The sequence below is a fragment of the Pseudoalteromonas sp. A757 genome (assembly GCF_004103285.1).
Taxonomy (GTDB): Bacteria; Pseudomonadota; Gammaproteobacteria; order Enterobacterales; family Alteromonadaceae; genus Pseudoalteromonas; species Pseudoalteromonas galatheae.
Genome location: NZ_QNQN01000062.1, coordinates 130,119 through 156,837, shown reverse-complemented (window position 1 = coordinate 156,837; position 26,719 = coordinate 130,119). Strand labels below are relative to the sequence as shown.

At 40.5% G+C, this 26,719-nt stretch carries 15 protein-coding genes; 11 read left to right on the top strand and 4 right to left on the bottom strand.

Annotation, left to right across the window (positions count from 1 at the left end; all coding sequences use genetic code 11):
- The 8 genes from DRB05_RS22635 to DRB05_RS06725 form a co-directional block, all read left to right on the top strand.
- Positions 1 to 504 (top strand): hypothetical protein (locus tag DRB05_RS22635; protein ID WP_205125725.1); only part of this gene is annotated, 504 nt, incomplete at its 5' end.
- Entirely contained in the window at positions 494 to 2,995 is a 2,502-nt protein-coding gene (locus DRB05_RS06760) for a hypothetical protein (protein ID WP_128726255.1), read from the top strand. The genes DRB05_RS22635 and DRB05_RS06760, both read left to right, overlap by 11 nt.
- 4 nt (positions 2,996 to 2,999) lie before the next feature.
- On the top strand, positions 3,000 to 3,623 hold the full coding sequence (locus DRB05_RS06755) for a hypothetical protein (protein ID WP_128726254.1): 624 nt from the start codon (positions 3,000 to 3,002) through the stop codon (positions 3,621 to 3,623).
- Positions 3,620 to 4,075 carry a hypothetical protein gene (locus DRB05_RS06750; RefSeq protein WP_128726253.1) on the top strand — a complete coding sequence of 152 codons (456 nt, stop codon included), beginning with the start codon at positions 3,620 to 3,622 and terminating at the stop codon, positions 4,073 to 4,075. Before DRB05_RS06755 ends, DRB05_RS06750 begins: the two co-directional genes overlap by 4 nt.
- Complete coding sequence (locus DRB05_RS06745) at positions 4,065 to 4,715, top strand: hypothetical protein (protein ID WP_128726252.1); 651 nt, start codon at positions 4,065 to 4,067, stop codon at positions 4,713 to 4,715. The genes DRB05_RS06750 and DRB05_RS06745 overlap by 11 nt, the downstream gene beginning before the upstream one ends.
- Positions 4,716 to 4,734: 19 nt before the next feature.
- Complete coding sequence (locus DRB05_RS06740) at positions 4,735 to 9,135, top strand: matrixin family metalloprotease (RefSeq protein ID WP_128726251.1); 4,401 nt, start codon at positions 4,735 to 4,737, stop codon at positions 9,133 to 9,135.
- Positions 9,062 to 17,326, top strand: coding sequence for a thrombospondin type 3 repeat-containing protein (locus DRB05_RS06730; RefSeq protein WP_205125724.1), 8,265 nt, complete (start codon positions 9,062 to 9,064; stop codon positions 17,324 to 17,326). The genes DRB05_RS06740 and DRB05_RS06730 overlap by 74 nt, the downstream gene beginning before the upstream one ends.
- Positions 17,327 to 17,331: 5 nt before the next feature.
- Positions 17,332 to 17,925 carry a hypothetical protein gene (locus DRB05_RS06725; protein ID WP_128726250.1) on the top strand — a complete coding sequence of 198 codons (594 nt, stop codon included), beginning with the start codon at positions 17,332 to 17,334 and terminating at the stop codon, positions 17,923 to 17,925.
- Between the two features lie 81 nt (positions 17,926 to 18,006).
- Here DRB05_RS06725 and DRB05_RS06720 read toward each other — a convergent pair whose 3' ends face one another.
- Positions 18,007 to 19,467 carry a pre-peptidase C-terminal domain-containing protein gene (locus DRB05_RS06720; protein ID WP_128726249.1) on the bottom strand — a complete coding sequence of 487 codons (1,461 nt, stop codon included), beginning with the start codon at positions 19,465 to 19,467 and terminating at the stop codon, positions 18,007 to 18,009.
- Positions 19,468 to 19,656: 189 nt separating this feature from the next.
- Here DRB05_RS06720 and DRB05_RS06715 point away from each other — a divergent pair, with 189 nt between their 5' ends.
- Positions 19,657 to 20,535 carry a hypothetical protein gene (locus DRB05_RS06715; RefSeq protein WP_128726248.1) on the top strand — a complete coding sequence of 293 codons (879 nt, stop codon included), beginning with the start codon at positions 19,657 to 19,659 and terminating at the stop codon, positions 20,533 to 20,535.
- A gap of 43 nt (positions 20,536 to 20,578) precedes the next feature.
- Here DRB05_RS06715 and DRB05_RS06710 read toward each other — a convergent pair whose 3' ends face one another.
- Complete coding sequence (locus DRB05_RS06710) at positions 20,579 to 21,700, bottom strand: alanine racemase (RefSeq protein WP_128726247.1); 1,122 nt, start codon at positions 21,698 to 21,700, stop codon at positions 20,579 to 20,581.
- A 7-nt stretch (positions 21,701 to 21,707) separates the two neighbouring features.
- Complete coding sequence (nudB, locus tag DRB05_RS06705; protein ID WP_128726246.1) at positions 21,708 to 22,148, bottom strand: dihydroneopterin triphosphate diphosphatase; 441 nt, start codon at positions 22,146 to 22,148, stop codon at positions 21,708 to 21,710.
- A 500-nt stretch (positions 22,149 to 22,648) separates the two neighbouring features.
- On the opposite strand from nudB, the gene DRB05_RS06695 reads away from it, so the two are divergent.
- Positions 22,649 to 24,556 (top strand): M6 family metalloprotease domain-containing protein, encoded by a 1,908-nt coding sequence (locus DRB05_RS06695; protein ID WP_128726245.1) that lies wholly within the window; start codon positions 22,649 to 22,651, stop codon positions 24,554 to 24,556.
- Here the strand turns inward: DRB05_RS06695 and DRB05_RS23125 are convergent.
- On the bottom strand, positions 24,539 to 24,730 hold the full coding sequence (locus DRB05_RS23125) for a hypothetical protein (RefSeq protein WP_128726258.1): 192 nt from the start codon (positions 24,728 to 24,730) through the stop codon (positions 24,539 to 24,541). The genes DRB05_RS06695 and DRB05_RS23125 overlap by 18 nt on opposite strands.
- Before the next feature lie 281 nt (positions 24,731 to 25,011).
- Here DRB05_RS23125 and DRB05_RS06685 point away from each other — a divergent pair, with 281 nt between their 5' ends.
- Positions 25,012 to 26,310, top strand: a complete 1,299-nt coding sequence (locus DRB05_RS06685; protein WP_128726244.1) for a PAS domain-containing methyl-accepting chemotaxis protein — start codon at positions 25,012 to 25,014, stop codon at positions 26,308 to 26,310.
- Positions 26,311 to 26,719 lie beyond the last annotated feature (409 nt).

Below are 26,719 nucleotides of genomic sequence, written 5' to 3'. Positions count from 1 at the left end.
CAACCGATTTTATTTCCAAGGGAGCACTTAGATCTCAAATATCCTAACGCTTATGCATTAATCCACTTCGAAGTGTACCATCCTATGTACCATATTAATTATTCGAGTGCAGGTTTTGCCCCAAGCAAAGCTGATGATCCAATTCCCTTTACAGTTGAAGTGCTTCCGCTGGAGGCGGTTTTGGCTCGAATAGAAAAAGAGGCTGAGCGCGCGAGCTTGGCGATGGAGCAGCTCGCACCGGATAGCTCAGAATATTACCGTCAGAGTTCGTTTTTTGAAGAGGCTAGATACAGTTTAGGAACTTTGGTATCACAGCATATTTATTCCATAAAAACCGACTATTTACCAGTGCTTCCAAAAGAAATACAAAAAGCGGTGAGAGAGAAATATAACCCGATATTTAAAGAGTTATATTATCGCTATCCAGAAACCGATTGTTGGAATTCAGTAACCTGCCAAGAGCAAATTAAAAAACCGAGAGTATACGAGTATAATGGACTATAAAAAAAAGTTGGGTGTAGTTGCTTTAATAAGTGCTATCAATTGGCCTTGTTTTGCTCACGATACCAATACCACTCATCCTAGAATTACTGAAGTTATCAGAAAATCACTAGAGAAATTAGATGGAGAACACTCTGCATATTATCAACTATATCAACTGCATCCAGACTATGTAATAGAGCGCTTAGGTGTTGCTCAGCAGAATGCTACGTTAAACAAACCTTATCCATACCTTTGGGGATATGACCCTCAATTCAAGACATTGAAAGATAAAAAGATGGACGAAGACGAGGCTAGCCCTGAGTACCCGGCCTTTAGAAAGAAAAGTTTAAATGTACTTGATGGTGTGGTGATGGAGGATACGCCGTTGAGCCGAGTAATGTCGCACTTTCAACATGCTTACACAGGTGCTCCTCTTTCTATGAATGACTGGCCTCTGGTTCTAAATGGCATGGTTAATATATACGGTGCATTAGAACCTAGTGAGATTACGGCTGGACGCTTTTTTAACAGTGCAATTTTAACAATGGGATATCTGAATACTCTGGATGACCTCTATGAGATGGCACCCACAGAAGAGTGGAGTTTGGAGCAGCATGGCCGGTTATTAAGTGGTGCAAAAGCAATGTGGATGTTTGGACACGCACTGCATCATGCTGAAGATATGAGTTCGATTGCTCATGTACATGGCGACGCTCATTTAACGCTGGCTCGGGATGCTCTTGGCGAACCTGATGATTACGAAGCACACTTTATTCCCAGTAAAATATTTGAATTTATAAGCGAAAAAGTAGTTGATACATGGTTCATTGATTCAAATAAAAGCAAACTCATTACTCATTCAGGCCAAATATGGGGGCGCAAAAGCGATCCATCTCATGTACATACTTTAGATAATTTGCTCGATCCCAACACCATGGCAAAGGGCATATATAATGTTCCGTTGTTTCAAGCACATCTTCCAACTGACTTTTCGGTATTTTACGAGCACGATAGAAGTTATAAAAGGCCATATAGCTTACGGGTAGAAGGAAAATACTACTTCTTCGATAGAGCCGCGACTAAAAGAACCTTTAAAGAAGCTGGCAAGCTGTGCGGATACGGTGAACTAAGCATGATGTTTTATTTTGGAGACTTAGCTGATTTTGAATCAGATAAACGCCCAAAATTAAACCTTTGTGGTTTGGCACTTAACTTTAAATCTCGCCGACGTCTGCCTCAGTATGAAATTATGCATGCGGCCGCAAAATTCGATGAGGAGAGTGGCGAGTTTAATGCGCACCGGTTTAAGTTCAATGGATATTTCAATAGTCTAGACTCTGATTGGTGGGAGGCCTCGGCATTCGGTGGGCCTAAAGGACTCTACTATATTGAACAGACGATGAAAGGGGTGGATTACGAAAGTAATTCCAATGGAAAGTTAATAAAACCTGGTGAGCTTCTGTTAAGACCAAACTTCATCAGGAAAGATATCACAAAGCCTTTTTCTAAAGATAACCCCTTAGTTAAGACCTGCACTAAGTCTTCTGTAGAGCAAAAGCGTTGCTTCAGCGGTGATAGTTTGTTAGAGCGTTACGCTGAAGTACTTATCCCATATTCTTTGAAATTTTTAACAGGCTATAGTCAGTTTTTTTACGACGTTGCCAACCTGCCTCCTTATTTGCAGCAAGTTGAGGTTGTTCAAGGAGGAGAAGCAAAGTATGGGATGAAGTGGCAAGGAAAAATAAATCGGGATGGAGACATTACGTTATTTGACGAAAATCCTTGGTTTCATCGCGATGCGAAAGAAAAATTTTATTTTATATCAGAACGATATAAGGCACAGACAATTCCACATTTGCGCTTTTTAAATCACCAAGAGGATATTACTCTTCGATTAAAATTTAACGAAGCAATACGCCATCCGAATACCGAAGGTAGCTCATTTGCTCTGGGCTTTTCTCAAAATGGCAAGGACGTCATGCTAAATACCGAAGATTTGGAATTTAGTGTATTAAACGATGGACAGTTTTCAGGTTGCACCGTTGTAAAAGCATCCACTAGACAAACGGGTAACTGCTGGGAAGTTAAGGTGAGTCCCGGGGTATTGAGTTCTTTATTTGGGGATGGTCTAAATGGTCGCGTGCAGTTATTGGTTAAGGCTGCTGACCTCAATAACCACAGAGATCAAGAAGGCAACCCAACAGATAGCCTTACTGAGGGGAGCTTATTAGATAGTACACCTAACACTCCTGCGAGACGAGTAGTGACTCGCACTGGCCCAAAATACACAGTCCATAACGAGAAATTTTCTCAAAACGAAAATCGATACTCTTGGCATTCAGGTACTTCTTTACCAGGAGAAATGTTTGGTAGTTATGCTAAAAAAGTCGGCGCATTTGCATATGACCCGGGGATCGATCGAAATCACGTATTACTCTTCGATACTACAAAACCGGAAATTAGGCTTGAAGTAAAAGCGGGAGAGATAACCGCAGAACCTAAGAAGGAGTAAAGAAATGGCATTTTCTAAAGTTATATTTCTAAGCTTGCTGCTTATTTTTAGTGAGTTTAGCTTAGCTTTGTCATTATCAGAGCAGGTACAGCTTGCAGATACAGTTGTACAAGGAAAAGTAATATCAAAGCGGAGCGAGTGGAGAGATGGGCAAATTATTACCCTCAATCAGGTGTTAGTTCGAGACGATTTGAGTGCGTCCGCAAAAAATATACCGGCACGAAATGAGATTGTAATCACTCAGCTAGGAGGTACAGCCTTGCACCCAGTGTTAAATGTGGAGGTAACACAACATATTTCACATCAAATTTTACTCCGTGAGGGCGAAGAGGCTCTGTACTTCACCAGAAAAAGTGAACTAGGTGAGCAACGTTTAGTCAGTGGAGCTGACTCGGTGGTATTTATTCAAGGTATAGGTTCAGAGTCTGCTACGCTGCCTAAATTTAAGCAATTGAAAGTTACAAGTTATATGGCTCCTGCTGTGAGTAGCCTAGGACGTAGCCAAGAGAGCAAATCATCAGCAGCTAGCCAAGCTGTGCTTGAGCAAGAACCGTTAACTCTGGCTCTAGGAAAAAAGCGGATCAAAGAGCTGCTTAAGCAAAAGTACGGTGTAGAGGGACGAAAATGAATAATATTACAACTAAGGCATTATTACTTGCTTTGTTGATTATTAACACACGTAGCGCGCACGGCAATGAAGCAGACTCTATAGAAACCTTGAAAGCCATAATGGGTGAAAAGAGAGTCGCGCCATATCAACGAACGCAAAAGATCCCACATCGTCAAGAAGCGCTCGCTCCTTTAGCTCGAATAGCGAATCTGACAAAACCAAGAAAAGAGCCAACAGCCAAAGTTATACACTTAAAGCATAAGGCAGTAAATACAGTGAATTTCACTAATAAGTTTGTGTTAACACGTGTAGATGCTTCAGCTATTGCGTTAGGTGCCATTGGTATTGAAAGTATTAAGAACCATTCAGCGATTGCCGTCAAAGCTGAGAGTAAAAAAACAGATAAACAGACAAGTAATAAGAGCATAGATCCCAAAAAGGATATGGGGAAGTTAATAAATGAAAAGTAAAATAATAGCTGTTTTGATGTATTTATGTTGCTTTACAGCATTATCAAAACCAAATTATATACAGTTCAATGTGACACCTCACAGCAGTGAAGTTATTTTTTCACAGCCACTGAATATAGATTTTATTGATAATGCAACGTCGCATATTCGCCTTGACTCTAGCCATAATGATTTTGAAATGACGATCAAGACGTTGGCTACCAAAGGAGTGGTAATTTCTTTACCAGAAAATACGACAATGTTATCAAGTCGTCAGATGCCTGTTATCTATTCTCCTAAATGGGAACTGAACTACGGAAAATATATGCTGTCGATACCAGGCATTAGTATTTACCCAATTGCAGTGGATGCAAAACAAGGTTATAGCATTTTCAATTTAGCAAATCTCCTTTTAACAAGAAAAATTGAACGCCCTCTGAGCGAATTCTTTTTTGTAATCGGATGGTGGGATAATCAACGGGATTTAATTGATTTCCCTGTCAAGTTACTACGTGTAAAGCAAAATGATAAATTTCAAGACTACAGGCTAGAACCTCTATGTGATATTGATTTACCTCTGAAAGAAGCTATCACTTTGTTTAATAACGCGAATCAACAAGATGTGCGTGAATTAGCTGTACGACAAAACTGTATTAACTAAACAATAAGAATCTGAAATCATGAAAATCGCAAACTGGATTTGCTTATTACTATTTTTGGTGATATTCCCGGCATTTGGTGGAAGTCCGAATTGGCAATTCGATAGTTCAAATCAACCTGTTCCAGTCAAGTGGGATGCTAATAATCAGCCCTACGTATGGAGTTTAAACGAGTCAGGCTATCCTCCTTTAGAGTTTAATGTTTTAGAACAAAAGTTACGAGAAGCTTTTGCCACTTGGCAAACTTTACCTGATAGTAATGTAACATTCTCTTATGGCGGAACCACACCTGAAACTGGCAAAGGGCGAGGTAGTGCGCTGGGACCAAATATTGATGGGTACAACGTAATTTCATTCGCTAACACTGAACATGAATTCCCGGAACCTGTATTGGCTGTTTGTTCTTCCACAAGCATCAGCAAAGAGCTTGAGATCACCGATGATAATGCCGATTTAAATGGTGATGGGATAAATGATATTCCAATTGGGTTTTATCCTGCTGGAACTATCTTCGACGCTGATATCTTTTTTGACGGTGCAAAGGTTTTTTCGGATCAACTGGTTTACAACGTTGCACTTCATGAGATAGGCCATTGTATTGGGCTTGCTCACAGTTCTTTGCCATATAGTACTATGTACCCTACTCAAGATACGGATATTGAGCGAGGCTCATTGCTAAAAGCGGATGATATCAGCACGCTTGCAAGTTATATGGGCAACGCTGACACAAAAACTCGTTATGGACGCATTTCTGGTCAAGTGCTTGATGGTGTCTCAGGTAGAACGATCACTGGCGCGCATGTTATTGCGGTAGATAGTGATACCAAAGAGTCAATTGTTGGTACTTACAGTTTAACCAATGGGCAATACGACTTATTTGTACCGATTGGGAAGTATTTTTTAAAAATAGAGCCTCTGGATTCCTCACATGTTGGCTTGGAAGCTGAGCGGCTTAATATACTGGTGACTAACCCTGACTCTACGTTTTTTGAACGAGAGTATTATGACCCCAAGGAATCTTCATATGAAGAAGGGGCTGAAGAGCCTCTGTTATTTGATGTTACTGCGGGTATAGAAATCTCAGATATCAATTTTTATATAAACCAAAAGGCCACAAGTGAATTTAAATTTCCTTTAAAAAAAGGGTTGAATTACTTCGGCTATCCTCAATTAGTGCCTTTTGGCCTAACATCTTATGATTTGTTAAGCCAAGTGTCTCAGTTTATTGAAGTAAACAGAATAGAGCGCTTTAATACTGAAACTGGCGGTTTTGAGTTTGCTTTTATGCTTGATGGCCAGCCACAAGGTGTAGAATTTGACATTCAATCAGGGGAAGGTTACCTAATAGCCAGTGAAAGTGATGGCGAACTGGTATTTCCTGGTGGCACTTATTGTCACCAATTTACCTTGAAAAAAGGGTTAAATTTGGTTTCTATCACTTGCCCTCCAAGTGATTTTGATTCTTATCAAATGCTAGAAGCAATCGGCAGCTCTGAAACGGTTGAGAGTATCAGATACTATGACTCTAATACCAAAGCATATCGAGAAGCTCGATATGAGGGAGGAGTAATTGTTGGTGATAGATTTGATTTGCCACATGGAGTAGCTCTAGAAGTTCGAATGTTGGTAGATAGTGGAACTTTTCAGCTATCAAAGCAGGAAATTTCAGCGCCGATTATCAACTATATTTCTCCAGGAGTAACGATACCACGTGGTTATGTATTAATATCCGGAGAAGGTTTTACGGCCGAAGTCGGTGAAAATATCGTTTTGGCCGGTAACAAAAGATTAGCAGTCCAAAACGCATCCCATAACTCATTACTTGTTCAAATTCCAAACGATATAGAAGCCGGGGAGTATATGCTGTCAGTGACAGTAAATGGACTAAAAAGTAATGAAGCCACATTAAGTATCATGCCCAATCAAGTATTGGAAAACAGTGAGTCTTTAACACAGTTGCTCTCTGGAATGAAAGTAAGAGGAGGAATTGACGCCTTAGGCGAACAAGACGTTTATACGTTTGTAGCATTAGCAGGTTCAAAAGTTAATATTCAATTACTCCCACTGCAGAGTAGAGCAAAGCTCGGTCTCCAAATGTTAAACCCAAATGGAGGAATGCTTCTGCATCGAAAAGCTAGTGTAGGAGGCACCTATATAGCGGTACAAAACTTTGAAATTGAGGCCACAGGGATTTATACACTCGTTATTTCATCTGAAATGGTGAGTGCATATCAGCTTTCCATCGATATTGATGCACCAACTGGTTCGGCTAAAACGTCTGTGCTTCTAGGTGAGGGTCAGACTGCAGTAAAGGGGACTGAGCTTGCTGAACCAATATTATTGCTAATTACAGATAAAAGGGGACAACCTGTAGCAAATGCTGATGTGGTTTTGACGCAAAAAAGTATCGCGTCTGAAGAGGCTAAAAAGCTTCAAGTTGTTAAACGTAACTCATTAAAAAAGAATGAGAGTGCTCCACGTCCTGCTGCCGCTAACGCAGGGCTCACCGATACGCAACTAGAGTCATTAAAATCTGATAGCTATGGCATGGTCGCAGTTAAAGTTGCAGCTCCAAATCTAGTTGAGGATTTTCAACTAAGAGTAAGTGTTCCTGGAATACCTGATATTGAACCTATCCTTTTGACTGTAAAAGTTATTTCTGCACCGGTGGCAAAAATAAATATAGAGAAAACAGAACAGAATTGTGGAAGTCAATGCCCTGTTGGAGAGGTGCTTCCGGATCCTTGGGCAGTAACTTTTTTAGATGCTCAAGGCAATGGTATTAAAGACTTGAGAGTGGATTGGCTAATCGTTTCAGGAGAAGGTAAGTTAGGAAAAAGTGCGTCTTCTACTACTAAACGAACTCTACAGGTTGATACCGATGAAAACGGAAAAATAGAGGTTTATCATAAGCTTGGAGATAAGTTATATGTTAATGGAGACAATAGTGACATATCAAATTCATTGGTAAAAATCCCTCAAATCGCGATGATGGCTATTCCAGGTCAATCCGCCCCTGTTATTTTTACAGCTGAAGCAAAAGCTGGTGCCGTTAGTCGCGTAATTTCTAGTAGTTTAACTGATCTCCAAGGAACTATGTATACACAAAGTTTCAACGCATTAGGATTAATAGCAAAAGATGCTTATGGTAATCCTGTCAGTGGTGCTGAGGTAAAGGTTATTTCTCCAACTCCAGACTCGGGAATTGAAATTTTACCTGGTGACATACATGGCGTACCAATAAATGGATTTCGAACGAATAACCGTGGTATTTGGTTAGCCGATATAAAGATGAGTGAGGCCATTCCTACAATAGATGAGTTTGGTAATAAAGATACTCAAGGCTTAGCAGAAACTTACGTTATCAATCTTCAAATAGGCTCTAAGGCACTAAAGTACAAATTAGATATTGATATGGGGCCTATTTTACTTACCCAAAAATCTGACCGGAGAATAACAGCTATTGTGGGACAACCTCTGGAGGAAGAAATAAGCTTCAAGCCACATGGATTTATGCGTAACTCACAATCAGAACCACTCACAAGGAAAAAGGCGATGTGGAATGATGTAATGGAGTGGAAACTAACCGGAGAAGGGTATCGCTGGGAAGGGCCTAAGAGTGCATATGCAAGGGACGATATCACTAGAATTAAAGACTTCACAAAAGTTATGCCGACTCATCAAAAGGCTGATGATATTCACTTTTCAGTGCTTAATTATGCTGATGAAGGTACAGAAATGGAAGTTATAGATAGTAAATTAGTCTGTGAAGAGGATAAGGATATTTGGCAATGCCGAGGTGAAGACCAAGTTCATTATTATGCTCACCGTGCCGGGAAGGTAAAAGTAACAAACGTCGGTGATTTCTATGCAAACCAGCCCGTTTTTGTTAAAGCTGTAATTCCAGAATACAGACACGGTATTTTCGTGGGTGATACGTATGATACTCGATGGGGGATCGTTAGAGAAACGTACTACAAAGACTTAACTGGTTACGCAACAATTTATCCTAAACCAATACAGCTCTCATTCGTTATAGAAGACCCCTTTGTAAGCGGTAGTGACGATCTATCCAGCTATCCGGGAATTGGAAATGTTAGTGGTATAGACCTTCAAATGCTTAATATCACTATGCCGAATGGAACGGTTATTAATGCAAGTAATTTACAAGACTCTATTCAATTAAATCAGTCACCTAACTTTGCTCAGCTATGGCTAGACCACCATCAAATTGGCGTCATAACAGAGGAAGTTTTGCACCTAAAGCCAGAACACATGCAGCTTATCTATTCACCAAAGGCCTCAGAGCTCAATAAGGGAAGTAATACATTTAAATTAAGCATATCTGATGCATCAGGCAATAGCGCTGCTGAAGCAAGCTGCACATTTACTTACCCAACGTCAATTAAATGCCAAGAGTAGGGATACAATGAGATTTAAATCGATAATTATAATTTTATTTTATTTTATTAGCAGCATCTCTGCTATGGCACTAGAAGTACACCCATCTAGCGTACTACTTTCTGACGTGAATACTCGATCTTTCATTGTCGCGTGGTCTGCACCTGCGGAAAGTCGAGGCACTGTTAATGTGTATTTAGATCCGAAAGGCACTCATCCAGTTTCTTCTACTACACGTGAAGCACAGTTTACTTACACTGATGATAAAGCAATCAAAAATAAAATGACGGCAATGGGTTTATTTAGGACTCGGGTTAAAGGACTATCCGAAAATACCTATTACTATTACCAGATACGTCAAGAGGATGGTAATGGTAATGTAAAGCTGGTACCTGAGTCTGGTGCGTTATTTTCTGTAAAGACCATGGCAAAAGAGGGGGTTGTCTTAAATGACACTGTCGCTGCATATATCGAAGATAAAACGGCTGATAATGCAGTTGGAAACCTTGTTTACTTCTATTTCCCTAATGCCAAATACCCGCTGTCACATATTGTGGGAGACTCTTTGCCCGACAATATGGCTGCGGTGAGCCTATCAAACCTTTCAGACGGTGAAACACATATTAACCAGCTAAGCACCAATGTAAATATTATTGGCCATTCAGTGCGTGGTTTAGACAATACTCAAGTTAAGTTAGCTGATAACTCACAATTAGGTCGGCTGCAAATATTAGCAAGCGCTATATCTGTGAATGATAATAAGGATACAGATGGTGACGGTATTCCTGATTGGTATGAGAAGGTAAATGGTTTAAATATTAACGTTGATGACTCGTTAGGTGATTTAGACAACGATGGATTATCGAATATTGAAGAATTCCAGTTGGGAACAAGTTCGAGCATAGGTGACACAGATGGTGATGGGATAAGTGATTATCAAGAAGTCAAGGTTACAGGTACATTGGCAACTAATAGTGACAGTGATAATGATGGCTTATCGGATTACCAAGAGTTGACTGTTTACAAGACTGATGCGCTTGCAACAGACACGGATGGTGACGGATTCTCTGATAGTGATGAGATAAAGGAGGGGTTTGATCCCAAAGATGACAAAGTGCATCCTCCGTATGCAGACGCAGACAAGGATGGAATTGCTGACAAGGATGATAACTGCCCAGCATTGCCAAATCCGAGTCAAATAAATACGGATGATGATGAACAAGGTGATGCATGTGATGACGATGATGATAATGATGGAATCAAAGATTACAACGATAATGCGCCTCTAGTACCGAACTCAGGTCAAGAAGATAGCGATGGTGATTCAGTCGGTGACGTTATAGATAATTGCCCATTAGTATCAAATGAAGATCAAAGGGACAATGATACCGATGGGCTAGGAGATCTGTGCGACGACGATGATGACAACGACACTGTGCTGGACTATCAACAATTGGGAGAGCCTTCAAATCAAGCTTTGCTATTACAGCGCCTTTATAAAGTAGAAAGTGTTAACTTAGAGTATTCAAAGAGCCAATCTTCAAAGCTTTACTTTGTAAAACAGTCCATTGATTCTAATCAACAAGTTTTACTGGGAGAGTTTGATCTATCGCTTCATAGGTATACTGAATTTGAGTTAACTGAAGAAAATAAAAAGATGATTGGCCAGTTGATCACAACTATTGACCCATATAATTGTGAGTGTGTCGTGGTGAATCAACCTAACAGCCAGTTGAAGCTTACTACCGAAGATGGTGTTTCATATATACGCATTCCTAGCCATACACCTGAGAGGGGAGCTGTTCAGTTTGCCTCCTCTAATGATGGTTCTGCTTATAAATCTTACAGCGCACAAGATCACGCTTCGTTGATGAACCTATTGCTATCTGGAAGCGCATTCGTTTCTCATGATAATTGTCAATTCGTCCCTAATAAAGATCAGTCTGATGTTGATGAGGATGGAAAAGGGGATGCTTGCGACATATCAGCTCAAGATTTAGATGGTGATGGTATATCAAATGCGAATGATAATTGCCCACTAATCCATAATGAATCACAAGAAAACATCGATGGTGACGAGTTTGGGGATGCTTGTGACGAAGACATAGATGGTGACGGCCTTACGAATGATTTAGAGATAAACGAGTTATATACTGATCCGCGAAATGCGTATTCATGGTCTAATTCCGTTTCAGATGGAGATGCAGATTTCGATAACGATGGATTTAGTAATCAACAAGAATTTGCGCAAGGTACTGGACTTCTTGTTCCAAATATTAAGCTAGTTAAAGGTAGAAATTATATATACTACCCTACCGAGCTATTAGATCTACCGCGAGCGTCTGAACTGGTGAGACGGTTGGGTGGTAGTGCAAAAGTTCAAGGTGTCTCTACTCTTGGTATAGATGGCAAAGTTACGGCTGAATACACATACGAGGGTGAAAACTGGGTAGGAGATGATTTTACTTTAGAGCCGATGCAAGCTGTTATTATTGATGCTGTTGAATCGAACATTATTCCAGTTACAGAGAGCGCTAGTTGTAGTTCCGTCGCTCTTCAATTTGGTATTAACTTTACCGCTTTACCTTGTATAAGGAACGGTCAATCTGCCTTTGGGTTACTGGAGAAGTACGGAGAAGGAAAACTAGATTCTATTACAGGTGTGAACTCTGACACTGGTTTATATCAAACTGCTAAGTTCGTGAATGGCGAGTTGTCTGGAACGGACTTTCCTTTATTGGCTACTCAGGGTTTTAAACTGCAAGTTACCTCACCCTTTATATTAAAATTTCCACCAAGAAGTGAGCATGGAGTTACATTAACAAATATCGAAGATATCAGAATTGTCTCATCGTCGAAGATCGATATTTTTGGATTTATTGATACTCAATCTGGAGTACTTTTAATTAATGGAGAAGCGGTTCAGATCCGTGATGGAAGTTTTAGACTGAATGATTTTAAATTAACAGAAGGTGAAAACAGTATTGTATTAAAGGGAAGAGACGCAAATGGAGGTACCATTTATTTAGAGTTCTCAGTGAAATATGCAAAACCACCTTTATTTGATATCACTTCCCAAACAGATGGGCAGCTTCTTTACGCCAAATCTGTCACAGTAGCAGGAAAGCAAGAGGGAGCAGAGCGCATTGTAGTTAATGGTATTGAAGGGGTATTAAATGGTGACCTGTTCACTGTGTTTCCTGTACCACTGTCTGCTGGTGAAAATAAACTAAAAATTGTTGCGTATGGTAAGTTCGGTGTAACGGCTGAGAAAACGATAAATTTGCGAGCTGAACCTCGTCTACTTACTTTACCAGCAGGAAGCGCCGAAGAAATTGAGCTATTTCAAAGCTTAAAAGTAAGTGATAAATGGCGGATCACACTTCCTGAATATATAACAGTTGACTTCGACGGTAAACAGGTATTTGCGAGCAAAGCCTTTATAGAGAACGCCTATCCAAAGTTATCTACTTATGGGTTTAAAGCAAGTATTACAGATAATGATCCCTCAATAAATCCAAGTTTGGGGATTAAGTTTGAGTCTATTGGTAGTGATCCTACATACGGTGTTTATCAATTTAGTGTTCCTATGACTTTGAAAAATGCATTCATTAAGGCTAATTACACTGAAGAAGCTTGGATTCAGCTAACTTTGGTTAAGCCTAATGGCGGCGCCGCTATGGTAGTTACCTCACACCAAGATGGTGAAGTGGAAAGTTCACCCAATACTAGATATCAAGGTTATGTAATTGCTGCGGAAACACTAAAGTATAAAGGTAAAAATATAGATATTCAGGAAGGTTTTTTTGATATTCCAGTTAACCTTGAACCGGGTCGAAATTATTTGGAGTTTGAGCTCAGCCGAAATGGAGTACTTAGCACCGAAATATATCGACTAGACTATTATCCAGATGAATACCCCCAAATTAAGGTATTTTCACATAGCCATGACCAACATGTTTCATCTAATAATATCGTATTATCAGGCTCAGTTTCTGAACTCAATGCTTTGCTATCGGTGAATGGTCGAACTGTCGCACTGGAGGATGGTCGTTTTTCCGTAGATATCCCCATTACCGAAGAAGAAAATTGGATTACGATCAATGCAGAGTATGAAGGAAGAGTTAGCGTATATAAACTTAAAGTAAATAAACGCACTTATACAGCCAAATATTCAAACCTACTTGATAGGGAAATAATTCATACCGCATGGCCTTCCATAAAAGTATCAACTTCATCTGGGTTAAAAAGAGCTAGGTTTAATAATGGTTCGTGGGTAGAAGCTATAGATGAAAATTCTGTTCAGTTTGATTTCACATTTGAAAGTGGGTTGAAAGAAGGAAAAAATACAGTCTTAACCGAACTTGAATTTAAGGATGGCTCAATTCAAAAGCTAACGAGAGTTTTGCGATATGAGAAATACGCTTTTGATTTAAAAGTACTTACCCCAGATACTATCAGGTTACCGCTAAAAATAGACGAAGCACTATATTCAAAAGCTAAACGTTTTAGGTTTGCATTAGGGTGGACTAGAAGCTTAGAGTCTGGTTTATTTCAGGCTCCTACCCCTGCAAGTAAAGGAACTACTAATGGAGCCTATGGCAGAATAGATGAGGGGACTATAGTAGATGATCTCGGTGTAGACGAACTGGGTCAGCGAACGATCATTTTAGAGTTTCCTTATGAAATATACCAAATCTTAGTGACGCGAGGCGAGTTAGTTGATGATGCATCAACGATCCGAGTGTTTGATGATGCAGGCGAGCAAATATATTACCAATCAATACATTATTTATCCGAATTTATTGAAATAAATGAGGAGCCAAAGGTAATTCTATGGAGCCATAGAGATAATGGTATTGTACGGTCAACGAGTACATCGGTGTTAGCATCTGTAGTGAATTTTATTCCTGAAAAAGCTACTTTGAATGGTAAGCCATTAAAAATAAAAAGACAGGTTTTAAATAATGATGTAAATGAATACTTTCTGATGGGGGGGAGAGTTGATTCTCTGTTGGAGAATTATGAAATAATGGTTAGTAATGCTAGTGGGGTTCAAGTTGGTAAGCGTTTTAGTCTTAACTTTGAACCTTATAAGTATACTTTAGTTGCTGGTCAAAATCTTTATAGTTATCCAAGAGATGAAATTATTACATTTAATGAACCTGAGTATGTTTTCTCTCGAGATCGTGTTGAAAGAAACCATTCTGAAGTTAATATGAAGTCACTTGTTCAAATGGATTCTAATCAAAGTAACATAGACGGGATTTATATTGGAAAAGTCATTGTTGGGCTAAAAACTAATGAAGGTGGTGCCACGACAGGGAAGAAGCGAGTAAATCATTATGTCAATTTGCCAGATAACAGATCCCCCATAACAAATAGTCGGAACTATTTAAGTTACGTTGATGTTTTGGGCACGTCTGATTCTGTTCCTGATATTATTTTAAAAGAGCCGATGGACGGAGGAGAAACATACTTCTCTGTGGTTAGGGTAAAAATTGATACTAATAATGACAAACTTGCTGATGTCTATATCAATGGTCTTCCTGCGAAAAAATATTTTATAGGAGAGGGTGGTTATGTGAGTGTTATATCAGATTTCGATTCTTATCATTATTTGGACCTACCGTTAGAGCTAGGTGATAACGAGGTAAAGATAACCGCACACTCTACTTTAAATGATAACGTGTCTGAAAAAACAGTCGTATTTAAGCGTAAGGCGATGCCGAAACCGGCCTTTGAGATAGGCACTCCTAGGCAAAATGAGTTATTTAAAGTATTTAACGAGGGAGCTAAGCCTGTAACAATAGACGGGATAATAGATGTTTCAATTCCGGTTAATAAGGTACTGGTTGATGGTGTAGAGGTGACTCTTCGCAAGGATGGTAACTTTTTATATACCTCAGAGTATAGAGTTGGTGACCACCAAATCGTAGTGGAAGCCATTAACGACGCAGGGTCAACACAAAAGGTTGTTAACTTTTCCGTTGCTTTTGGCAGTCCAACATTAAAGCTAGACTCACCTAACGAGGCTGAGTTAAATACAATGTCCGAAAAGATATTAATTCACGGCTCGGTGGACGATAAGAATGCCCAACTGACAATCAATGGAACCCCTATTTCGGTCGACTCTCAGGTAGGAGATTTCGAGTTGGAATACTATCTAAACCAAGGGGAAAATATGATACAGATCGTTGCTACGAATAAGTTTGGAGAGAGTAAAAAACTACTAGTAGTCAACAGAGTTGTTGCGGATGAATCCCACCTTGAAGTTAGAATTGATGATCCTGCTCAAAAAGAGTGGCAGTTGAAAACAACAAGTGATGTGATATCACAGTTAAACCGTTATCGAACTTCTTTTATGGACTCACTCCCACATGGGATTCAGGTCAATTTTACTTATAAGAAACTGTTGGGTTCACCTGCAGATACTATAGTGTTTGATTATCACGTGTATGTAGGCCAATCGACACGTCCAGGTATGTATACAATACCCGTAGCAATCGATTTGCTTGATGCTAGTGGTAACACAGTACATACACATTTCTTGAATATCTTTTTGTATGTAGGGATAGCAAGGCTCCAAGTCAGTTTTGACAATCTAAGGCAAGAACAGAAAATAGGTACAAATGAATTTCAAGTACGTGGAAAGGTTAACGATCCGGAGGCTACCTTAGATATTAATGAGCAAAGTGTGGTTCTCACTGAACATGGAGATTTCTCACATACACTATTATTGAGTGAAGGTATTAATCAAATAGTGGTTCGCGCCTCAACGGCTGAGCAACACGTGAATAAAACGATTATTGTAAGTGTTGATACGGATGAGCTCATACTAAATATGCAATCTCCTACTGAACAGGAGGGTTATTCGCAATCAGAAGTGTTATTTAAAGGCAGTATTAGCGACCCTCTGGCATCTGTGATTATTCAAGGGCATCAGGCTACTATTGATGCTCAAGGAGAGTTCTATAAGCGAATCAAGTTTGCAGAAGGTAAACATCAAGTTTTCATCGATGCGACTAATGGTTATAAATCTGTCCGTAAAAGCGTCAGTTTTGAAGTATTACCTCAGCCACTATCATTTGAAATATTTAGTCCAGTTGAAGGGGCTGAGTTTGACAAAGGGGAGGTAACTATTACTGGTCAAGTGTCTCATGCAGACGCAAAAGTTACAGTCGATGGAAAGCTTGCCGATGTAGATTCTATAGGGGCATTTTCGGTAACTTTAAATTTGGATTCTGGTGAGCACCGTTTGCAAATCAAAGCTGAACGTAATGGCAAACTGGTAGAAAAGTATTTGATGCTAAAAGTTCGTGCGAGTTCTCAATCTGAATATATTGAACTAATACAAGGTGGCGTGAGTGAAGTTATAACTTATGAGGTGCCCTTAACAAGTGAACAAAGAGCATTAGTCAGAAGATATTCATATAGTTTGTCATTAAGACCTTATGGGACAAACTTTCAGATACTTAGAGTCTATGGTACACGCTCAGGAATTGGGTTCGATTATCAATATAGTGCTTCACAGAATGCTGCAATTGATCGATACCCGATTGAGTTAACTTTGACTCTAAAGGATTCATCTAATGCGACGATTAGTTCTGAAATCGTAGATCTTATATTGGTTGTTCAAGACGATAACCCTGAACAGTTAGACCTTGAGATTATTTCTCCAGAGCCAAACTCAATAATTAACTCAAACTCTGTAACTATCATGGGTCGTGTCAATCAAGTAGATGCATTAGTAAGAGTAAATAACGAAAACACAGATATACAAAATGACGGGACTTTCACCAAGCGTTTAGAGCTTAGCGATGGTCAACATCAAATCATGATAGTTGCTGAGTTCGAAGGACAACATCAAAGTAAAATCATTCCGCTCAGTGTAGATGGCAGCACACCTAGGGTTATTGTTAATGTTGCTGCGGGACAGTCCGTTCCTGTTACTGTAAATGTATCGGCCTCTCAAAATGTGATGTCGCAGGTACGAAATTTGTTTAGTCAGTTTTCGAATATGCCTGCTGGTGTGAAAATTGATACTACGGGAGCGTCCTTTGTTGACAGTGAGACAATAAGAATGAGTTATAACTTAACTACGCAAAATCAAATATCTGGGGCAGAAATCAATGTAGTTATCACTTTGAAAGATGGGGCTGATAATGCTCTACTTGACTATCCAGTTATTTTCGAAGTGAACCCAAGATAAAGGAAATGAAATTGGAGCGTCCTTTTAGGAAATTAGCTATAGCGCTGCTCATTGGCTGTGCACTGATTGGTGCCAGCCTACTGGTGCCCTTTAAGATATATTTAACGTCTGATCGGGCTTATTCAGGAGTTTTAGTTGAATTAATAGATAAAGAAGGAAAAGCGATAGACTCATTTATCGTCGACAATCAGTTGCAACTAGATTCGTTTTACTTAGTAAAACTACTTGTAGATGGAGTTTCCTTACACTTGGTTCATCCATTATTAAAAGCCCAAAATATTGAACTAAATTGGGGGCATTTTTATTCAAAAAATCTTAATGTTACTCTAGTGTGTTGGTGCGCAGATAAGAGCTACCCAAAGCAGGAAGATTTGGTTGCAGTGTTTGCGCACTTTGCAGACATCAAGTCGCAGTATATTCCCAAAGTGCCTCAAATGATACGAAGAGAATCGGTTGCTGAACATAGTAAAGCGCTTTATATGCTCGTTGCTGTAGCCAGTGATAGAGTAGGTGAAGGAAGAAAGTTAAATAAGCGCAATGTTAGAGAAAGAAAAAATATAATGGCTGAGGTCATTGATATGATATATATAGATCCGTAATAAGATCTGCTATAAATAAATTCACTCAGAGGTATAGCGATGGCAATCATCCTCAAACGATAGCCATCGTTACTTACTTTATTAAAGTAGTTCTACTTTTATTTCTATCCATGCGGTAGCGCTATTTTCTGCTCCGCCCTTTGATGTAGGGGTGATTTTGAATCCTCCCCAATGATCGGTATATGAATTTCCGATTGTTAGCTCCGAATCGGTTTGGTCGTCACCCCACCAGCCTGGTGTTTTTGACCCTGGAGTCATATCTAAGAGGTAAGAGGTCGTTTTCCAAAAACGTGGATCTTGCTCATTTTCGAAGTAGCCTTCTAAATTGATGAGTATGCCGTTTTTGGTATTTGGATATCGCGCATTTGTGGTTCTATACTCTAACCAATACGTATATAAGCCGTTACCCGATTTTAGCTTTAATCCGATATATCCTTGATCATTGCGCCCGTGGTCAAATGCATAAATGCGATATGTTCCCGATGAGGTAATGAGTGGGACTTCTGATTCGCTTACCCAACCGAAATACTTTTTGTACAGTAAGTTATATTCTTCTAAAGAATGAGCGCCCATTCCCATCATGCTATATACGTTACCATAGTTTAAACTTTCCTTTGCATAATCATGATCGCCAATGACTCTACCAGAGCCAGCTTCTAGCGCTTTAGCATGACGTAGCCCAAGTGCATGTCCTAACTCATGCGCCACCACGCCTGATGTGTGGTGATATAAACTGATTGAAGGAGGAGCTGCGCTGGAATTGAAGTTACCAACTTGAGGGGCAACCATCATTACCACATTACCAGTTCCAGGGTTTTCCGGGTCAACGCCGTTTGCTTTAACATGCTTCTTCCATTCAGCTGTCCAACCGTGAAAGTCACTGTCAAAGTCACTTTTGGGTCGATTAATATTAATTATTGGTACCGATGTATCATATGTGAGGTTAAATTTACCGTAAGATTGGTCCGTGTAATATGTTGCAGCGTCAGCTAAATCACGCTGCATTGAATTCCAGTTAAGTTGCGCATCGCTAAATTGAAATCTAAACACTTTGATGTTGGCATAATTTAAAGGATAACCATCATTATCTCCAGGTGGTGGAGTAGAACCTAAGTTACGGCATGAGGTTGCACCTAAATCAACGACCAATGAGGCACCTTGACTGGCCCCATCTAACGTAATGTAAGTCCAATATTGGTTTAAGTTCTTAAGCACGATACATTCGCTATTACCGTTTCTTTTTGAATTTGGATCGCTACCGTCCAGTTTTGGCCACCCCCCATTTTTTGAATATAAATTAAGATTTCCTGAGCCATGTCCAGTGGTAATTGCCAAACTATTTACACTATTTGTACCTGGAATACTTAAGTAAGTTCGAGCGCCACTCGGAAGGCAAATAGGTTGCTTATTGACAATTTCTCTTCCAGTAAATGGGGCTGAGGATTTACAGGTGTCAGTGAGTTGAGCTGCACTTGCCGGACCTGCCGTTAATAGTAATAGAAGCGCATAACAGCGCGCTCTTCTCAAATATATCTTTTTCACAGTTGTATCCTTATTAAATAAGCTTGCTAATTTACAAGCCTATTTAACATAGGATTAAAGTATACAATATTCAATATAATGTTCTTGTGAGTTGGCGGAAGGTATGGATTTTACAATCGTAAAATCCTCAACTAAATTTAGAGAGGGAGGTATTAGGCTCAGGAATCCTTTTGTTTACCAGGTAATTGAATGATGTATATGAATTTTCTGAGGTACCTATTTGTCGTTTTTTGCTTAGCTGTCACTGCTAATGTTGATGCAACAACGATTCAGATATTTTTGGATGATGAAGAAGACCTCGCTATTTTGACGCAAAAAGCTAAACCTGAAAATATTGCTGGCGCAACCAACAAAATACTATTTGAACAGTTAAACCTCTCAAACATTGAGTTTCTCGGCGCAAGTTATAAACGGACGTTACGCTCAATGCTAAAGCAAGATAAATCAGCTATTTGCACTCTTAACAAAGTAAAAACTACTTATCGCGAAAAAAACTTTCTATTCAGCTTGCCAGTAAATTTTTATATCAGTAGACGTTTATATAAACATGCTGATTCACCACCATTATCTAAGGAAGTACTTAATAAAGAGGGAAGTGTTGTCTCACTTATGCATTTGTTTAATATATACAGGAACAAGCTGATAGTAATTGCTGACGACTTATCATATGGACCTTTTTTAGATAAGCAATTAGCACAATTGGATAGTACAAATAAAGCGGTACGAGGTGGTAGTAATCATTATGAGACCGTACATAGGATGTTTGAGTTGAAACGCGTGGATTTTTTGCTGAGTTATCCGGTTGAAGTGATGCGATATGCCAAGAGCAACCAAGATAAATATGAGTCCTATTTGATAGCGGACTCACCTCGGTTTATTTTAGGGCATGTGATGTGTAATAAGACACAAGTAAGTAGGCAACTGTTAGAGAGAATAAATCAGATACTTCTCAGCAATTATGATACCAAAGCGTTTCTACAGGCCCATGTTAACTATTTGCCAGCTCAGGAACACCAGTTTATTCAAGACGTTATAGCGCGCTACATAGTTCAATTAGGCTTAGACTGAATTGCTATAAATATCTCTGATCCGTGGCGGTGATAATACGAACCTACCATCCCCCAAATCTTGGCCAAAATTCGATGTCATCATGACTTAACACATGATAGCCCGAGTGCTGGGCGGCTGTTGCACATGCATGATTCGGTAAAATACGTAGTAGGTCACCATGTTTCATGTCTGGTAAGGTGAAGCCGGGTTCACATTCAATAACGCCATGCTCTTGATTTGCTGAGGTTACTTTGAGCCCCGGCAGCAAATTACCTGCTTGGTCACAAACGAGGCCATAGCCACAATCAAACGCTTGACTCGCGGTACCTCTGTCTCTTGAAAGCGCCATCCAGCCAGCATCTATAAAGAGCTTATTTTCACTACGCTTGATACCCGTGACACGCGTTAGCACGCTTAGTGCAATATCTTCGATGTCACATATGCCGATACCAGCCATAACAAGGTCAAAGAATGTATAGACCCCGGCTCGCACTTCAGTGATCCCATCTAGGTTTTGCGTTGACAGTGCTGTTGGGGTAGAGCCAATACTCAGCACTGTTGTGGTGATCCCAGCCTCTTCCAGCATGGACGCGGCTGCCACAACTGCTGAGCGCTCTTTCTCAGCAAACAGTATTAGCTGCTCGGCCGTGCTACACGCGTATGAGCCACCGGCATGCGTTAGTAAACCCAGATATAAACCACTGCTTTCCAGTATGGTTGCGATGGTTACGATTTCTTTGTTTTTAGGGCTAAGTCCTGCGCGATGTCCGTCGCAGTCTATTTCTATCAAGCATGGAATCGTGCATTCATTTTCCGAGCAAAACTGGGAGACAAACATGGCTTGTTCCATACTGTCTAGCAGTATGGTTAGATTGACACCTTGGTTGATAAGGGCTAAAACACGTTGTAACTTATCCTCTGTTATCCCCACTGCGTAGGTGATGTTGGTGTAACCTTCCGCTGCAAATGTTTCTGCTTCTTTTAGAGTGGAAACCGTACATCCCGCTTGTTTGTCGGCCAAGATATAGCTTGCGGCTGCAATGGATTTTACCGTTTTCAAATGTGGGCGAAGGGTTACATTAAAAGCATCTAGATGCTTTTCCATGCGCGAAAGGTTATGCAAAAAGGTAATTTTATCAACAACTAAACATGGTGTTTGTAAAGATCCTAATGATGTAAACATAGCTCAATCATACTCCTATGCGTTCTATTTCCTGTCGATTGCTTGGGGACCAGACTCGTTCACAAGCGTCTTTTTTGTTAAGCCAAATAAAATCTGTATGTTCATCTTCAGCAAGTACCACATTGATCCCTGATGGCACTTGAACACTAAAAACATGCTCGGTATTAATGGTAACACCCGGCTCATAGCGATGAAGCCACTGCGGTCTTATCGTGTATTGATTTGTTTTATTATGCGACTGGATAGTGAGCCCAAGCGCTTTGGCGTCAATGCCGGTCTCTTCTTTTAACTCTCTATACGCGGTAGCGATTGGAGTTTCACCGGGATCTACTCCCCCAGTTACTGATTGCCAAAAGTGTTTGTCATCCGCCCTTTGTAATAGCAAAAACTCATTATGCTCGTTGTATATTACGACTAATACTGAAATGGGTTTACGTGGTGCCGGCATGGTTTACATCAAATCAGGAACATGTGCTTTGAGTTTATCCAGTTGAGTTGCACTCGGCAATTGGTCAAAAGCGAATTTTAGACAAAAAAAAGCAGGCCATCTGGCCTGCATAAAAACTCCAATAGCAACAAGCTGTGCCAAGGAAATCCCAATAATGCCAACATCCTAGTCGGCAAGCTCTACTTCTCGGGAGTTCAATTGTGACTTTAGGCACGCCTAAATACGCAGGTAAAAAGGTGCAGCCCCAAAGGAACGAGACCAATGCTAATGTAATGTTTAGTACTTGTAAACTAAAAATTGAAAAAAATAGTTTAAACGGACTTTTTTTGCTCACTTTGAAATATAAATGCTTCTAAAATGATTGAATAGTAATCACTGTAACTATTTGTTATTTATCTATTTGGTGATATTTGTACCTTAAATGGTTCAGTAGTTGTTGCAATTTTGTATCTCTTCTGTATGTTAATGAATTGTACAACATGTAAGCTAGGAAAGGAAAAATGAAATTTACATCAGCGATTATCGCAACATCATTATTGGCAACCAGTGTCGCGGTAAACGCGGCTATACCTTATAAAAACGAACAGTACCAATTTACCCAACCAAGTGGTGAGGTGATCACTCTTATTCTTAATGGCAATACGTACTTTGCTCAGCAGCGTACACCTGACGGCGAGCTTGTGGTGTATGATGCCTCGCTCAAAGGCATGGCTTACGCAGAGGTATCAGCCGATGGGGAACAGCTTATATCAACAGGTAAGCTTGTGACCAAACGCAACAAGCAAGGCATACAACGTCACTCAGTAAACGCTATGCAGCAAGGACTATCCTCAACTGCTATTGCAAAAAAGGTAAAAGCGGCGCAGCAGGTAATGTTGGGTCAAAACCAAACATCAGTCGACTTGATACATACGCATCAGTTTGAGCGTAGTGATAATACAACAGCGTTGAATGCTGAGATCAGCGGTCAAGTAAAAGGGTTAACCATCATCATTGATTTCCCTGATGAGCGCGGCACAATCACAAAAGCGCAAGTTGAGCGTTTTTTAAATGACCAAAATTACAATGAATTTGGTAACGCGCAGTCAGTAAGAGGGTATTTTTCTTCGGTTTCTGGCGGCAAGCTTGACTATACCAATACAGTAACAGCTTATTACACTGCCAAGAAAAACAAAGCGTATTATGCGGATAGCACATTAAGCTCAACGGTACGCTCGCAAGAACTCATAAAAGAAGCGCTAAATTGGCTTGAATTTCAGCAGGGATTCGATTTTAGCTCGCTGACTACAAATAGTAGCGGGCAGATCCGTGGGTTAAATATTTTTTATGCTGGCAACTCTGATAGTGCTTGGTCTAAAGGTTTATGGCCACATATGGCAAGACTCAGTCCACGTTTTTGTGCTGATGGCGTGTGTACCGATCGTTATCAAATCACCGATATGGGAAATAGCCTTGCAATTGGTACCTTTGTACATGAGTCTGGTCACTTAATTACAAATTGGCCCGATCTTTATGATTATGACGGCAGCTCAGAGGGCTCAGTTGCAAGTTTTGGCGTTATGGGGTTCGGCGCGATTGGCGCTTCCAATCGGTTCAAGCCGACACCACCTGTTGCACATTTCAGAGCCATAGCCGGTTGGGATACAGTAACTGAACTTAATCCTGCCATAAATGCCAATGCCCCAACGGGAAGACTCAGCCATATTTCAGGCGCTAATAGCTCGTATAAATGGACCAATCCAAGTAACGCGAATGAAGCCTTTTACATTGAGGCGATCCATCAATCGGGACAGAACTCAGAGCAACTCGATTCAGGTTTGGCTATTTGGCACGTTGACACTGCGGGTAATAACTCGAATGAATGGCATCCGTATATCCAAATGGAGCATGGTGATGCCAAGCGAGATCCCGAAAATGGCCGAAATCGTGGGGATAATAGTGATTTATTTGATGTAGCAGGAGAGTTTAGTGCAACGCTGCCAAATGCGTTGAATAGCAAAGGGACAAATGCGTTATGGTGGAATGGAAGCGACTCAGGCTTGTCCATTAGCAATATTTCTGATCCCGCTGTAGAAATCCAGTTTACGGTGAGCGGCAGTACAACCCCACCACCCTCGGGAGATGTGTATACTGGGTACTTAGCGGACAAGCAACAAGCCATACAACCTGACGGCAGTTGGTTTCAGTACGGCGGTGGCACAATCGCACTGACTTTAGAGGGACCCTCAAGTGCAGATTTTGATTTAAAACTCGAAGCTTGGCGAGGTGGTTCATGGCAGCAAGTTGCCATTTCGGAGGCGCCAACCTCACAAGAGTCAATTAACTATAAGGCAAATTCAGGTTATTACCGCATCTTGGTTTACTCATACAGCGGTGCTGGTGATTACCGTTTAACGGTGCAAAAATAGCAGTTCGGGTGGCAGATTAATTAGGGCCTGTTGATCTTTGCTGTTTGATTTTTGTTCTCCTGAGTGTGTTTTGGTCGCGACGCTCGACTTGCCGCCTAGTGATCTAGGCAAAAGTTGAGCAACAATGAACAAAGCGCACTCAGGTGAACTCAAAGGGCTGCGCTTGATTAGTATTTCTACTGTGTTCTCGCCTGACTCACATAGAATAACTATGCTGCGCAGGCTCTGCCTTTTACACATACCAATCAAACTGCTGCAAAAACAAACTTGAAAGGTAAACAGGCCCTAATCTAGGCTAAGAGCAAGCCACGCTGCTTGATAAAACAGCGTGGCTGTTTTCATGTTGGTGAGCATGCTAGTTCGCTAAAATTCATTTTCTTATCTATATTTCATACTTTATTATCAAAACTATGCTAATAATGCAGTCATGCACATTGTTTGTTATGGAATAGCTTATGAACTTTTTTCGAAAGCCAGATCAAGAAGTTGAAAATTTGACCGCTGAACTTAACCGTGCTCGGGCATTACTTTCTGCTATTGATGAGGCGGTCGCGAAAATTGAGTTTACACCTGATGGTCAGATTGCTGCTGTCAATCAACACTTTCTCGCTGTGGTGGGCTACACCGAAGCTGAAGTGATAGGGCAGCATCATCGTATTTTTTGTCATAAGGACTACGTAAATTCGTCAGAATATCGCAGTTTTTGGGCTAACCTTAAGCGCGGCCAAGCTCAGTTTGGCAATTTTGAGCGTGTTAATAAAAAAGGAGAAGTGGTTTGGCTCGATGCTACCTACTTCCCAGTTGAAGAGAATGGCAAAGTCACTCGTATCGTGAAAATTGCGAGTGACATCACAGCAGAAAAACTCACGATAAAAGCACAAGAAGCGATAGCCAACGCGCTAAATAAATCCATGGCAACAATAGAGTTTACGCCTGAGGGAGTGATTTTAGATGCGAATCAAAATTTCACTGCAACAGTGGGTTACAAGCTAAGTGAGATTAAAGGCCAGCATCATCGAATTTTCTGTGACGATCGCTTTTACAAAGAGCATCCACATTTTTGGCAAGAGTTGGCAAAGGGTCAGTACAAAAGTGGGCAGTTTCTCCGTCTAAGTAAATCCGGTGAGAATATATGGATAGAAGCAACGTATAATCCTATTTTCAATGAGCACGGCAAAGTAATCAAAGTCATAAAGTTTGCAACGAATATAACATCTCGTGTGCAAAAGGCTCATCAGGTGGCAAAAGTAGCTGAAATTGCACAAGTAACTGCAGAACAAACTGAGCAGATAGCCGCTCGTGCGAGTTCATTATTGCAAGAGTCAGTCAGTACTTCAGGGCTTATTTCTAATCAAGTGCAAAATGCGATGGCCGCAATCTCAAAACTTAATGAACAGTCAAAAGGGATCTCTGCAATTGTCTCTACCATTAGCGCAATTGCGGAGCAAACTAATTTACTGGCGTTAAATGCAGCGATAGAGGCCGCAAGAGCGGGTGAGCAGGGAAGGGGATTTGCAGTGGTAGCCGATGAAGTAAGAAGCCTAGCTGCTCGTACTTCGCAATCAACCAACGAAATTAATGAAGTGGTCAATCAGAATGAAGTGCTAACCAAAGAAGCCACCGCATTGATGAATACTGTGTCTGAAAGTACAGAGCTTGGCCTTGCGCAGATCGATGAAGTGAATAAAGTGATGGATGAAATAAAACAAGGTGCAGAAAATCTCACAAACACGGTTAAAGGGCTGTCAGACTAACTTAAATATCGCCGCATAAAGCGGCTCCCACCAATTTTTTGGTAGGTGCGGGTTTACCTGCACTCCTATCTCTAGTGCTCGGCGCGTAAAGCGCCTCCTACCAAGGGCTTGAATATCTTGAATATATTGTGGGAGCGGGTTTATCCCGCGATCTTTTCCCCAATAATCGCCGCATAAAATGGCTCCCACCAAAGGCTTGAATATATTGTGGGAGCGGGTTCACCCCGCGATCTTTTCATCAAGAACGTTTCCCACTGCGACATAATGTGAATGGTTTATTTTTCAGCTAATTATCATACCGCAATTGGGCCGGAAATTTCATTACCGATCACCAATAAGGCTTCGCATATTGCACTTCTGTCACCAAATAGCTATTGCTTTTGGCATCCTATAATCTGCGATTGTAAAA

What these genes read in the sequence shown, in the direction of transcription:
- DRB05_RS06725 (WP_128726250.1), top strand. Translation starts at nt 17,332, where the DNA reads ATGAAATTGGAGCGTCCTTTTAGGAAATTAGCTATAGCGCTGCTCATT.
- nudB (WP_128726246.1), bottom strand. Translation starts at nt 22,148, where the DNA reads ATGCCGGCACCACGTAAACCCATTTCAGTATTAGTCGTAATATACAAC.
- DRB05_RS06740 (WP_128726251.1), top strand. Translation starts at nt 4,735, where the DNA reads ATGAAAATCGCAAACTGGATTTGCTTATTACTATTTTTGGTGATATTC.
- DRB05_RS06715 (WP_128726248.1), top strand. Translation starts at nt 19,657, where the DNA reads ATGATGTATATGAATTTTCTGAGGTACCTATTTGTCGTTTTTTGCTTA.
- DRB05_RS06710 (WP_128726247.1), bottom strand. Translation starts at nt 21,700, where the DNA reads ATGTTTACATCATTAGGATCTTTACAAACACCATGTTTAGTTGTTGAT.
- DRB05_RS06685 (WP_128726244.1), top strand. Translation starts at nt 25,012, where the DNA reads ATGAACTTTTTTCGAAAGCCAGATCAAGAAGTTGAAAATTTGACCGCT.
- DRB05_RS06730 (WP_205125724.1), top strand. Translation starts at nt 9,062, where the DNA reads ATGCATCAGGCAATAGCGCTGCTGAAGCAAGCTGCACATTTACTTACC.
- DRB05_RS06750 (WP_128726253.1), top strand. Translation starts at nt 3,620, where the DNA reads ATGAATAATATTACAACTAAGGCATTATTACTTGCTTTGTTGATTATT.
- DRB05_RS06745 (WP_128726252.1), top strand. Translation starts at nt 4,065, where the DNA reads ATGAAAAGTAAAATAATAGCTGTTTTGATGTATTTATGTTGCTTTACA.
- DRB05_RS06760 (WP_128726255.1), top strand. Translation starts at nt 494, where the DNA reads ATGGACTATAAAAAAAAGTTGGGTGTAGTTGCTTTAATAAGTGCTATC.
- DRB05_RS06755 (WP_128726254.1), top strand. Translation starts at nt 3,000, where the DNA reads ATGGCATTTTCTAAAGTTATATTTCTAAGCTTGCTGCTTATTTTTAGT.
- DRB05_RS06695 (WP_128726245.1), top strand. Translation starts at nt 22,649, where the DNA reads ATGAAATTTACATCAGCGATTATCGCAACATCATTATTGGCAACCAGT.